Here is a 12,451-nt window from a genome sequence, read left to right on the forward strand (position 1 = left end):
ACAAGACTTATGAGTTCTAAATCAAAAAGTTTAGGTCTTCTACGTTGGTAAATTAAAAGTGTATCTGTTGATGTTTTTCGTAGAACTTCCAATATTCTTTCGTAATTTGCAAGTAAGTTGTTCATTGTAAATGTTTTGTAGTTAAAACAATTTACTAATTTTCAATCAAATGAACAACTTTATTATTTATAAATCAAAATGCACAACGGGTAAAAGAAATTAATCCTCTAATTCTACTGTGAAATTATTTAAATCAGGCTCATTTAGGTAATAATAATGGTTTTCAGCAATTCATTAATGATTGAATAAAAATCTTTATCTTTGGAATTCTAAGAAATCGATTGAAAAAAATAATCAAATAAAAATGAAGAAATTATTCGTTAAAGGATCTATTTTAATGGCTTTGTTTGCAAATTTTAGTGCTTTTGCACAACAAGGTGGTGGAATGTGGATTCCAACAGAATTGAATGAAAAGGAAATGAAGGACATGGGATTGAAAATCTCATCAAAAGACATTTTCAGTACTGGAGATAAAAGTATCAACAATGCAGTTGCTCACTTTGGTGGCGGTTGTACGTCAGAAGTTATTTCTCCAAATGGTTTATTATTAACTAATCATCACTGTGGTTATGGAGAAATCCAAGCACATTCATCTTTAGAAAATGATTATTTAACAGATGGTTTCTGGGCTAAAGAGTTGAAAGATGAATTACCAAACGAGGGTTTAACAGCGACTTTTATTGTGGACATCAAAGATGTAACTACAGCAATTTTAGCTGGTGTTAATGATAATATGTCGGAGGAAGATCGTAACAAAATCATCAAGAAAAATATTGAAGATTTTAATGCTAAAACTAAGACAGAATCTTATCGTTCAGTATTTATCAAACCTTTTTACAAAGGAAATAAATATTACCAATTTACGACAGAAACTTACAAAGATGTTCGTTTAGTTGGTGCGCCACCTTCTGCAATTGGTAAATACGGAAATGACACGGACAACTGGGTTTGGCCACGTCATACAGGAGATTTCTCGATGTTTAGAATTTATGCAGACAAAAACAACAAACCTGCAGATTATTCTCCAGAAAACGTTCCTTACAAACCAAAACATTTCTTACCAATTAATATTTCAGGAATTAGCGAGGACGATTTCACGTTTGTATATGGTTTCCCAGGTACGACGGACGAATATTTACCAGCTTCTTCTATCCAGCAAATAAAAGATGTAATTGATCCTGCGCGTATCAATGTGCGTACAATTGCATTATCTCATATCGATAAAAAAATGCGTGAAGACGATGCAACTCGTATCGCTTATGCGTCTAAACAAGCGCGTATTTCGAATGCACACAAGAAATGGATTGGTGAAGTTTTAGGATTAAACCGTTCGAAAGCTGTAGAAAAACGTCAACAATACGAGCAAGAATTTATGAATCGTATTGCGAAAAATCCTAAATTAAAACGTGAATATTCGAATATTATTTATGAATTAAATCAAGTTAATAAAGCAAATCAAGATTACAATTTAGCATACACAATGTATTCTGAAACGTTTTTCTCAAATTCAGAAACATTCAGAATGGCGTTAACATTAAACAATATTTTGAATGCTGTTGGGCAAAAAAATTATGCCGAAACTAAAGCAAAAGCGTTGAATACAGTTGCGTCTATGCACAAGGATTATAATCCTGAATTAGACAAAACTATTTCTTCTGATTTGGCAGATAATTATTTCAAAGTTGTTCCTCAAAATTTATTACCAACTACAACTGCTGCAAATATCAAAACAGCTTTAGGAAATTCGGTAATCAACGGAACAAAAAAAATTAACGGACAATCTGTTTTAGGAAATATCAAAGCCTTAGCTGAAAATGATGCTGAGTTTATCAAAGCTTTAAAAGACGATGCTTTAATTGCTCAAATTCGTTTGATTTTAGATGCAAATCAAACTAAAGTTACACCTACATATTTAGCAAATCAAGATAAAATTAACAAGTTGATGCGTACGTATATGAAAGCGCAAATGGATGTTTTTACAGACAAAAAAATCTTCCCAGATGCGAATTCTACTTTACGTGTAACTTACGGAAAAGTTGATGGTTACCAACCACGCGATGCGGTTTATTACGAGCCTGTAACACACATGGAAGGTGTGATGGAGAAATATATCCCAGGTGATTATGAGTATGATTTACCAAAACAAATGTTGAGTTTATATGACAAAAAAGATTACGGAAAATATGCGGATAAAAACGGAAAATTACCTGTAAACTTTATTGCAACAAACCATACAACTGGTGGTAATTCTGGTTCTCCTGCATTGAATGCAAAAGGAGAATTAATCGGATTGAATTTTGACCGTGTTTGGGAAGGAACAATGTCTGATTTGAATTATGATCCTGAGATTTGTCGTAATATTATGGTGGACTCTCGTTACATTTTATGGGTAGTTGACAAGTATGCTAATGCGCAACGTTTGATTGATGAAATGACCATCATTGAAGAAAGCAAAAATGCAAAGAAAAAATAATATTTTTCACTATATTCTGAAAACCACGTTTTTATAACGTGGTTTTTTTATTGAAATAAACGTAAGATTCAAATAAAATCTTAAGAAATAAAACTATATTTATACAACTTATCTAAAAAATTGTCAAAATAAAACACTCATAATTATGGAAGTCATTAGAAAATGGCCTTTTTATTTAAAACTAACTTGCACATTATTGTCAATCATTTGTTTAACATTTATTTCAATAATAGGTAAAGGAATTTTAGTTCCATTAATATTAGGCTTCTTAATTTCAATATTATTAGCACCCGTTTGTGCATTTTTTGAAAGATATTTACGCATTCCGCGTGCTATTTCGAGTATCATTACCACCTTGCTTTTTGCAGCATTTATCTTAGGAATTTTCTATTTGATTGCTATACAAATGGCGGAAATAGCAAATGAATGGCCTACATTTCAGAAACAAATCATAGAAGCTTTTATGAATTTGCAAGATTGGATTCATCATACATTTGGTGTTAATTCGCATGCACAAATGGAATATTTGACAAAGAATGTCAAAACCACTATCGAAACGAGTACAATTGTAATCGAAAAAGTAATTTCGATTGTTTCATCGATGGCTGTTACAGTTTTGTTCACCTTTTTATACATTGTTTTCTTGTTGATTTATCGTCGTCATTTGGTAAAATTTTTATATTACGCATTCAATTCAAATACACACGATCAAGTTTATAATGTCATTACGTCTATTCAAAAAATGGTCAAACAATATTTGATTGGCTTGTTTTTACAAATGTTAGTCGTATCAATTTTATCTTTTATTGCATTTTCTATTCTTGGTCTTAAATACAAATTTGTTTTAGCTATTTTAACTGGCGTTCTAAATGTCGTTCCATATGTAGGAATTGTTATTTCGTTAATTATAACGCTAATAATCACATTTGCTACAATGTCAGCTTCAAAATTGTTCTTTGTTTTAATTGCATTTATTGCAATTCATGCAATTGATGGAAATGTAGTGATGCCAAAAATTGTAGGTTCTAAAGTAAAAATCAATTCATTGATTGTCATTATTGGATTAGTAATTGGAGAAATGACGTGGGGAATTATGGGCATGCTTTTATCGATTCCGATACTTGCGTTGATGAAAATTGTTTTTGATAATGTGACTGAATTAAAACCTTGGGGTTATCTTTTGGGTGATGAAGATTCTACAGAAATTGATGATGATTTAAATACATTTTTAGCCAAAAAGAAAGCTAAAAAATCAAAGAAAAAAACAAATAAGTTGGACGAGAATTTGGAGTAATCTGATTTCTATTTTACATAATTGGATTGCTGACTATTATTTTATCCATTAAAAAAGTCTATAACAAATTGTTATAGACTTTTTTTGTATTTATTATTATGAATCTAATTCTTCTTCAAATATTTTTTTTCTAAAAAATAATACAATTTCAAGAAAAGAATCGAGAAAAATATTCCGATTAGTGTTCCGAAAAATATATCTCCTGTGAAATGTACCCCGACATAAACTCTACTGTAAGCAACCATTAACGCCCAAACAAGTAAGACATACAATAACCATTTGTAATGGCGTCTTAGCAGTATTCCAATAAAAATTGCAATCGCCATATGATTAGATGCATGCGCCGAAGTAAAACCGTATTTACCTCTACCCTCGCAATCTATCGGGCGAAATAATCCTTGAATCGATTCGGTGTAACATGGGCGAAAACGTTGAAAAGAATTTTTCAAGATATTTGTAAATTGATCTGCACACGCTATCATCAGTGCAATACAAACTCCAGCCAATAAGGTTTTTTTCCAACCAAGTTTTACATAAAGTAAGATGAGAAAGATGATATACAACGGAATCCATGTTTTTTTATCGGTTACTAATAACCAAAACCAATCCCATTTTTCATTCCCTAAATTATTGAAATACAAAAATATTTGTACGTCCCAATCAAAATAATCTTGTATCATTACCTACTTACTGATCCGCCTAAACCTAATGCTTCGTCTACAGATTTTGGTTCTACAACAACCGCAGGTTCTTCCACAATTGGCTCAACCACATTTTCTATAACGGGTTCTGTTGTTTCTTGCACATCCAATTCCAAATCCTGTACAGGATCTACAGCTTTCATAGTTGGTGCATCATCTTTCAACGCTGCATTTACTGTATTGTCTTGATGAATAGCTTGAAGCATTTCATCTACTGGATTACGAACTTCATCAAATGATTTCTGAAAATCTTCCATTGGATTAATTTTCGCAAAAGAATCTTTGACTTCATTCATTGGATTTAACTCTTTTATGGTATTCTGAATCTCTTTTGTAGGATCAACATCCTGAACAGGATTCATAATCTCTTGCTTGATATCTTCAGATGCTTCTTTTAATTTGCGCACAGCAGTTCCCAAACCACGAGCAATTTCTGGAATTTTATCTGGTCCAAAAATCACTACAGCAACCACCATAATAATCACGACTTCCTGGAAGTCTAAAAACGCTGGGTATATTACTAAACTATTCACTAAACAAATGTATAAAATCTAAATTTAGTAGAAGAAAAAAAGCCATCAAATTTCTTTGATGGCTTTCTTAAAATTTATTTAAAATTTGAATCTTATTTATTCATTTGACCTTTTTTAGTAAAGTCATACAATAAAGGAGATGCAACGAAAATAGACGAGAATGTACCAATTACGATACCGATTAATTTCGCAAACATAAATCCTTTGATTGATTCTCCACCAAATGCAAAAATGATTAATACGATTAAGAACGTTGATAAAGATGTATTAATTGTACGTGATAATGTTTCTGAAGTAGAAATATTAATAATATCGTACAAGTTGTGGTTTTTCTCAACTGTTAAATTCTCACGAATACGATCCAAGATAATAATCGAGTCATTCATCGAATAACCAATTACCGTCAAAATCGCCGCGATAAACGCTTGGTCGATCTCCATGTTGAAAGGTAAAATTCCTTTGAATAAAGAGAAAACTCCTAATACAATAATCACGTCATGCGCTAAAGCAATGATAGTTGATAATGAGAATTGCCAACGTTTGAACATCACGATTAAGTAGAAGAAAATTGCAACTAATGCTAAAGAAACCGCTATGTAAGAAGCTCTTGTTGTATCATCGGCAATTGTAGGACCTACTTTTGCAGAAGACATTAAACCAATTGTAGCATTATCTTCAGAGAAATCTTTTTCAGACATATTCGCTGGTAAATAAGATTTAAGACCTGTATATAATTTGTCTTTAATCTCATCATCTACATTTGTTCCATCTTCGTCAGCTTTATATGCTGTTGTAATTTTTACTTGATTTTGACCACCATACGTTTTCACCTGTGGAATCATTTTTTCACCATCTAACACTAAAACATCACCCAAACTTTCAGAAATTTGTTGCGGATCTACGTGTTTATCAAAACGAACTGTATATGTACGTCCACCTTGGAATTCGATACCCATATCAAATCCTTTTGTGAAAATAGAGATTAAAGCAACTACTGTTAAAACAATTGAAATCGCATAAGAAATTTTTCTTGTTTTTAATAAATCAACTTTAATATTTTGTAACCAGTGCGCTGTAAATGATGTATAGAAAGGAACAGACTTTCCTTTTGCTAAACGTCCTTCTACAAAGTAGCGTGTAATGAAAATCGCTGTAAATGTTGATGTAAAAATACCAATCATAAACGTTGTTGCGAAACCTACAACAGGACCTTTACCAAAGAAGAATAAAATTAATGCTGTGATAAATGATGTCGAGTTGGCATCAATAATTGCAGAGAAAGCTCCTTTCCATGAATAAGCGAAATCTACTGCTTGACGTAATGATTTTCCTTTTCTTAATTCTTCTTTTACACGTTCGTAAATCAAGATATTCGCATCCATTCCTGTTACCAATGTCAAGATAATCCCGGCAATACCTGGTAAAGATAATGTAGCTTTTAGCGATACTAAGAATCCTAATAAGAATAATAAGTTAATGATTAAAGCAACGTTAGCATAGATACCTGCACGGCTGTAATAAAACACCATCCAGATTAATACTAATGCAAATGCACAACCGAAAGCGATTAACGAACTGTTAATTGCTTCTTGTCCTAATGATGGACCAACAACCTCAGCAGAAACAATTTTAGATGAAGCTGGTAAAGAACCTGCTTGTAAAATGTTTGCTAAATCTTTTGCTTCGTCAATTGTAAAGTTTCCAGAAATAACAGAATTACCTCCTGTAATTTGATTACTGATGTTTGGCGCAGAATACACCATATTGTCTAATACAATTGCAACACCTTGACCTGGTTGTCCAGGACCTGCAGGTTTCAACTCGTCTGTAATACGAGACCACTCTTGTGCACCAACTTGATTCATTTGCATTGTAACAACAGGCTCATTTGTAAGAGAACCAGGATTACGTTCACCAGCAGCAGAAACTACTTTATCTCCTTCGATTAATGGTTCTTGCGTTCCATTTTTACCTTTTAAGACATAAAACTCTAATAATTTAGGAGCAGATTTATCATTTGCTTGTTTACCTAAATTCAGTGGCTTATTCGCCCAAGAGTATTTGTATCCTCTAATGTTTGCTGGTAATCCAGGTACAAAACCTTTGTCTTGCATCACACGGTTTACAACAGCAGTATCTTTTACATTCACAACAAAACTTGCGTTAGAACCAGCTGGTTGCATAACTTCTGCTAAAGTTTTGATTGTTTCTCCTTTCTCATTTTTTACATTATATTTCTCTGTATTAACGCTAGAAAAATATTGTAAAACTGTAGGATCTTGACGAACAACTTGCCAAAACTCTAATTTTGCTGTAGATTGTAATAATTTTTTTACACGGTCTGTGTCAGAAACACCTGGTAATTCTACCAAGATACGTCCATCACCTTTATCACCTAAACGTTGAATTACTGGCTCAACAACACCAAATTGATTAATACGAGAGCTAATTACATCATAAGCTGTTGCAACTTTCGCTTCGATATCTTTACGGATTACTTCTTTTACCTGATCATCAGAAGCATTGTACGCAATTTTATCCGCATTGTTTTTGTTTCCAAACAAATCTGCAGCTGCATATTTTGTTCCTCCTTTTATTTTATCAAATTCTTGAAAAAATAATTCGACATAAGGTACGTTACCGTTTGTTTTTTGAGCTTTATCTGTCGCATCCAAAGCCGTTGCCAACATAGGGTTTTGACTTTTCGCTGATAAATTCTGGATTAAATCTCTTTCAGAAACTTGTAAAATTACGTTGATACCACCTTTCAAATCTAATCCTAAATTGATTTCATTGTTTTTGGCATACCCATAATCGTACTTTATAATTCCCAAATCAAGAGGATGCTGAGCCAAGCTATCTAAAATTCTTGGTTCGTCTTCTGGCTTACTCGCCAAGCGCGCCGCCTCATGCTCCACTTTAGTTGTGTACCAAGTATAACTTAGTTGTCTGATACACAAGAGACTTAAAATAATTGCAAATGCTGCAATGAGCCATCTTCCTCGCATAATGTTTAATTGATAAATAAATTTTGACGGACAAATATAATAGTCTTGAAAATACTTTCACAATTTTTTAAGAATAAATCGAAAATCGATGTCCGTATTTCGAAATTCTTTATTCAAAAAATTAGATTTCCTTTTGGTATTTGTAGATGTAAATTGACGCTTTATTGGAGTCATCATCATTATCTTCGCACAAATACAAGGTATAATTCTTTCCAGATTCTTTATACAACGCTAAACCTTCGATTTTCTTATCATCCGAAATTTTTTGCCAACGTATAACCTCCATTCTAGCTAAATCTAACTCACCAATAATAGAACCTTTTATTTCTCCATTAAACTGAGTTGTACTTTTAGATTCTACTGTTGCTGTAAACAAAACTTTTCCATCTACTAAAATAGCATCTGAAAAAGTAGTGGTTTCATTGTTAATTTTAGGCAAAGTGATTGGAAAAAAATCAATTGTTTTCCCTCTCAAATCATTTATCTTGCCTCCCACTCTATAAATTCCGTTTACGCCAGCAGGACCATTTCCTCTGTTGAAAAAATATGTACAATGTCCATCTGTAATAATTCCTTCGATGTTAAAATCTTTTTTAGATAAATTTGAAACCTTTAAAAATTCATCCAAAAGAAAACTATAATTATCGTTTTGTACCTCTTTGGTTTTGATGTTATATGAAATCAAATCGAAACGATTTTCTTTAGAGCCCGATCCAAGAATGTACAAATGATTGTCAAATTTTGTAATCGCTTCAAAATCTGGTTTATCTTTTTTAGTGATATGTTTTGATTTTACTTCTGGATTCAAATCAACTTTATCCACTTCTTTTTTCTTTTTATTGTAAACGTACAAATGTGCTTTATCATCGGAAATCGTGTAAACATGGTGTTTATCAACCACTAATCCAGACGCCGCTCCAAGCCCATTTATGACAATTAAAACCTTAAGAATGAAATTGTAAAACAACATAGATGTAAGATTTATTTTTAAGAGGTTTCAAAAGTAATCAAAGAATATCAGAAACCTTGATAAATAACCATTTTTTTGAAAAAAAAAGAACTTAACTTTGTAGCATTTAAAAGAAAATTGAGAGATGAAAAAAATTCTAAAAATTTACATTGACGCTTACAGCGGACTTTCGAAAGAATCTTGGATGTTAGCCATCGTAATGTTGTTGAACCGAATGGGTTCGATGGTTTTACCATTTTTAGGAATTTATATGATCTCCGAATTAGGATTTTCTTTAGAAAACTCGGGAATAGTTTTGAGTTGTTTTGGAGTTGGTTCTGTAATTGGTTCTTGGCTTGGAGGTTGGATAACAGATAAAATCGGAAACTTTAAAGTACAAGCCATCAGTTTATTTCTGAGTGCTCCGATGTTTTTGATTTTACCTTATTTTAAAACGGTAGAATCTTTTGCTGTTATTATGCTTGTTTTGAGTATTATTAGCGAAATGTTTCGTCCTGCAAATTCAGTTGCCATCACGCGTTATGCTAAGAAAGAAAATATCACTCGTGCTTTTTCGTTGAATAGAATGGCGGTTAATTTAGGTTTCTCAATTGGTCCATCAATGGGAGGTTTTTTATCTAATTATTCGTACGATTTATTATTCTATTGCAATGCAGGAGCTGCTTTGGTTGCTGGAATTGTATTCTTTGTCTTTTTCAATGGACGAAAAGAACGAAATGCTGCTACAGAAAATATTTCTGATAAAACAGTTGTCGAAAAAGAACGTAATGCATACACTGATACACCTTTCTTAGTATTCAATCTGTTTTGTGTATTATTCTCTATTGCATTTTTCCAAATCCTAAATACACTTCCATTATTTTACAAAGATGTAGTTCATTTAACACAAACAGAAATTGGATTATTAATGGGATTCAGTGGAATAATCATTGTTGTATTCGAAATGTTATTGATCCATTACACCGAAAAACGATTTTCAGTTACTCAACTTTTAGTTTTTGGTTCATTTGTCACAGCAATTAGTTATTTTATCTTCACATTTAGTCACACATTAGGTATGTTATATTTAGCAATTGGACTAATGTCTATTGGAGAAATGCTTGTTTTACCTTTGATGTCAACGGTAACAGCTTTTCGTTCGCAAAAAAATAACCGAGGAGCTTATATGGGATTGAACGGAATGACAGCTGCAATTGCCTTTATTGTTTCGCCATTTTTAGGAACTCACATTGCTACCGATTATGGTTTTAATATACTTTGGATAATCACCACAGTTATTTTAGTTATCGTAGCTATCGGATATCACTTTTTTACTAAGCCACTTTTACCAAAAAATATTTAAGATTTTCTTATCTTCGATAATTATAAGTTGAAATCACATGAAAGTATATACAAAAACAGGAGACAAAGGAACAACAGGTTTATATGGAGGAACACGTGTCTCTAAAAATAGTTTAAAGATTGATTCTTACGGAACAGTTGACGAATTAAATTCTTATTTAGGATTAATTCGTTCATATGAAATTGATCCAGCATTAGAGGAAGAAATTATCATCATCCAAAAAGGTTTATTTAATCTTGGTGCTGAATTAGCAACGCCAGTCGATAAATTATACTTGGCAAATGGTAAACCTCGTATTCCGAAAACCGTTACTGAAGAAGATATTGTTCAATTGGAAGAATGGATTGATGATTTGGAAGGACAATTAGAACAATTGACACATTTTATTCTTCCAGGTGGAAATCAAGCAGCTTCTCATGCACATGTTGCGCGTTGTATTTGTCGTCGTGCAGAACGCTTAACAGTTGGTTTAGCTGAAGAAGAAGAAATCCGCCCAGAATTACAAAAATACTTGAATCGTCTTTCTGATTATCTGTTCGTTTTAGGGCGAAAAATTGCCACAGACAATAATCACGAAGAAGTAAAATGGATTCCAGGTGAATAAAAAAGCGCTTTTATTTTTGAATGGCGAAGTTCCAACTATTCTGCCTGATACATCAAATTATGAAATGATTTTTTGTACAGATGGTGCATTTCGTTATTTACAAAAATTACATATAACGCCCGATGTTATTTCGGGCGATTTTGATTCTTTTGAAATCAGTCAGTTTCCTCCTGAAACAGAAGTTATTTCTACTCCAGATCAAAATGACACAGATTTTGCAAAAGCCTTACAAATCATTTTGGATAAAGGTTTTGAACAGGTTGATGTTTTTGGAGCAAGTGGTCGTCAACAAGATCATTTTATTGGAAATTTGAATGCGGCTTATCGTTTCAAAGATCAAATCAATATTTTATTTTACGATAATTATAGTCAATATTTTTTCGCAGAAAAAGAAACAAAGTTAGAAGGCTATTTTGGACGAACAATTTCGCTCCTACCCTTTCCTGAATGTAAAAACATTGTCACAAAAGGCTTGGAATATCCGTTGAATAACGAAGATTTGAACTTACTTTCTCGCATAGGAACTCGTAACAAAGCCAATGAAGATGTGGTTACAATTGATTATTCAGAAGGTAATTTAATCATCTTTATCATCGATCAAGAATTTCCTATTTTGATTGCTTAATTTCACTATTTTCAGTGAAATACATCTTTAGTATTTTTTGTACATTTACTGAAAACCAAATTACTATGAATAAATTTTCAGTTATTGTAGCATCTATTTTAGCCGTTGGGTTAATTGCTGCAACATGTATATTAGGAAACGCTTACAAATACAAATTCAGAAGTTCTGAATCGATCAATGTTACTGGAAATGCTTTGAAAGATTTTAATGCTGATTTAGTTAAATGGCGTGCAACTTTTAGTCGCAAAGATTATGATTTGCGCATTGCTTCGGATCAATTAAAAGCTGATCAAACGGTTGTCAAAAACTTTTTGATTTCGCAAGGAATCAATCCAAAAGAAATTGTTTTTGAAGCGGTAAATATTTCAAAAGATTTTCAGTACGGAACAGATGCAAACGGAAATTCGATTAGTCAATTTACTGGTTATAATCTATCTCAAGACGCAACAATCGAATCGAAAGAATTGGATAAAATAGAAAAAGCTTCGCGCGAAATCTCTACTTTAATTAGTCAAGGAATTGAGCTGAGTTCTTCTAATCCAAATTATTATTACTCGAAATTAGAAGATTTGAAACTTGAGTTGATTGCGCAAGCTTCTGAAAATGCAAAACAACGTGCAGAAAATATTGCTACAAAATCTGGCACTAGTTTAGGAAAATTAAAACAAGCCGATTTGGGTATTTTTCAGATAACAGGTAAAAATGATAATGAAGAGTATTCTGCTGGTGGATCATTTAATACAACATCACGTCAGAAAACAGCTCAAATTACAGTGAGAGCAAGTTATAATTCAAATTAAAATAAATAAAAAAGCTTCTTTATATAAAGAAGCTTTTTTGT

10 protein-coding genes and 1 pseudogene are annotated in these 12,451 nt (G+C 32.2%); 6 read left to right on the plus strand and 5 right to left on the minus strand.

Annotation, left to right across the window (positions count from 1 at the left end; genetic code table 11):
• Positions 1 to 125 (minus strand): annotated as a pseudogene (locus B3J26_RS14955) (IS982 family transposase); the annotation flags it as partial.
• Between the two features lie 239 nt (positions 126 to 364).
• Here B3J26_RS14955 and B3J26_RS10070 point away from each other — a divergent pair.
• The gene (locus B3J26_RS10070) at positions 365 to 2,533 is read left to right on the plus strand and encodes a S46 family peptidase (RefSeq protein WP_291074385.1); all 2,169 of its coding nucleotides are present in this window, start codon (positions 365 to 367) and stop codon (positions 2,531 to 2,533) included.
• A gap of 145 nt (positions 2,534 to 2,678) precedes the next feature.
• Positions 2,679 to 3,827 carry an AI-2E family transporter gene (locus B3J26_RS10075; protein ID WP_291074386.1) on the plus strand — a complete coding sequence of 383 codons (1,149 nt, stop codon included), beginning with the start codon at positions 2,679 to 2,681 and terminating at the stop codon, positions 3,825 to 3,827.
• Between the two features lie 104 nt (positions 3,828 to 3,931).
• Here B3J26_RS10075 and B3J26_RS10080 read toward each other — a convergent pair whose 3' ends face one another.
• The 4 genes from B3J26_RS10080 to B3J26_RS10095 form a co-directional block, all read right to left on the minus strand.
• Positions 3,932 to 4,507 carry a phosphatase PAP2 family protein gene (locus B3J26_RS10080; RefSeq protein ID WP_221854685.1) on the minus strand — a complete coding sequence of 192 codons (576 nt, stop codon included), beginning with the start codon at positions 4,505 to 4,507 and terminating at the stop codon, positions 3,932 to 3,934.
• Positions 4,507 to 5,061 carry a twin-arginine translocase TatA/TatE family subunit gene (locus tag B3J26_RS10085; protein ID WP_291074389.1) on the minus strand — a complete coding sequence of 185 codons (555 nt, stop codon included), beginning with the start codon at positions 5,059 to 5,061 and terminating at the stop codon, positions 4,507 to 4,509. Before B3J26_RS10085 ends, B3J26_RS10080 begins: the two co-directional genes overlap by 1 nt.
• A gap of 92 nt (positions 5,062 to 5,153) precedes the next feature.
• Positions 5,154 to 8,069 (minus strand): protein translocase subunit SecD, encoded by a 2,916-nt coding sequence (gene secD / locus B3J26_RS10090; RefSeq protein WP_291074391.1) that lies wholly within the window; start codon positions 8,067 to 8,069, stop codon positions 5,154 to 5,156.
• A gap of 121 nt (positions 8,070 to 8,190) precedes the next feature.
• Positions 8,191 to 9,039, minus strand: coding sequence for a DUF6929 family protein (locus B3J26_RS10095; RefSeq protein ID WP_291074393.1), 849 nt, complete (start codon positions 9,037 to 9,039; stop codon positions 8,191 to 8,193).
• A 124-nt stretch (positions 9,040 to 9,163) separates the two neighbouring features.
• Between B3J26_RS10095 and B3J26_RS10100 the strand changes: the two genes are divergently transcribed.
• The 4 genes from B3J26_RS10100 to B3J26_RS10115 all read left to right on the plus strand — a co-directional run bounded on the left by B3J26_RS10100 (position 9,164) and on the right by B3J26_RS10115 (position 12,410).
• Entirely contained in the window at positions 9,164 to 10,381 is a 1,218-nt protein-coding gene (locus B3J26_RS10100) for an MDR family MFS transporter (RefSeq protein WP_219034569.1), read from the plus strand.
• Positions 10,382 to 10,418: 37 nt separating this feature from the next.
• On the plus strand, positions 10,419 to 10,985 hold the full coding sequence (locus B3J26_RS10105; RefSeq protein ID WP_125350685.1) for a cob(I)yrinic acid a,c-diamide adenosyltransferase: 567 nt from the start codon (positions 10,419 to 10,421) through the stop codon (positions 10,983 to 10,985).
• A complete protein-coding gene (locus tag B3J26_RS10110; RefSeq protein WP_280037555.1) occupies positions 10,978 to 11,610 on the plus strand; it encodes a thiamine diphosphokinase in 633 nt (210 codons plus the stop codon). The genes B3J26_RS10105 and B3J26_RS10110 overlap by 8 nt, the downstream gene beginning before the upstream one ends.
• Positions 11,611 to 11,675: 65 nt before the next feature.
• Complete coding sequence (locus tag B3J26_RS10115; protein ID WP_115000467.1) at positions 11,676 to 12,410, plus strand: SIMPL domain-containing protein; 735 nt, start codon at positions 11,676 to 11,678, stop codon at positions 12,408 to 12,410.
• Positions 12,411 to 12,451: the final 41 nt, after the last annotated feature.

The sequence above is a fragment of the Empedobacter sp. UBA5987 genome, assembly GCF_002429865.1.
Lineage (GTDB): Bacteria > Bacteroidota > Bacteroidia > Flavobacteriales > Weeksellaceae > Empedobacter > Empedobacter falsenii_B.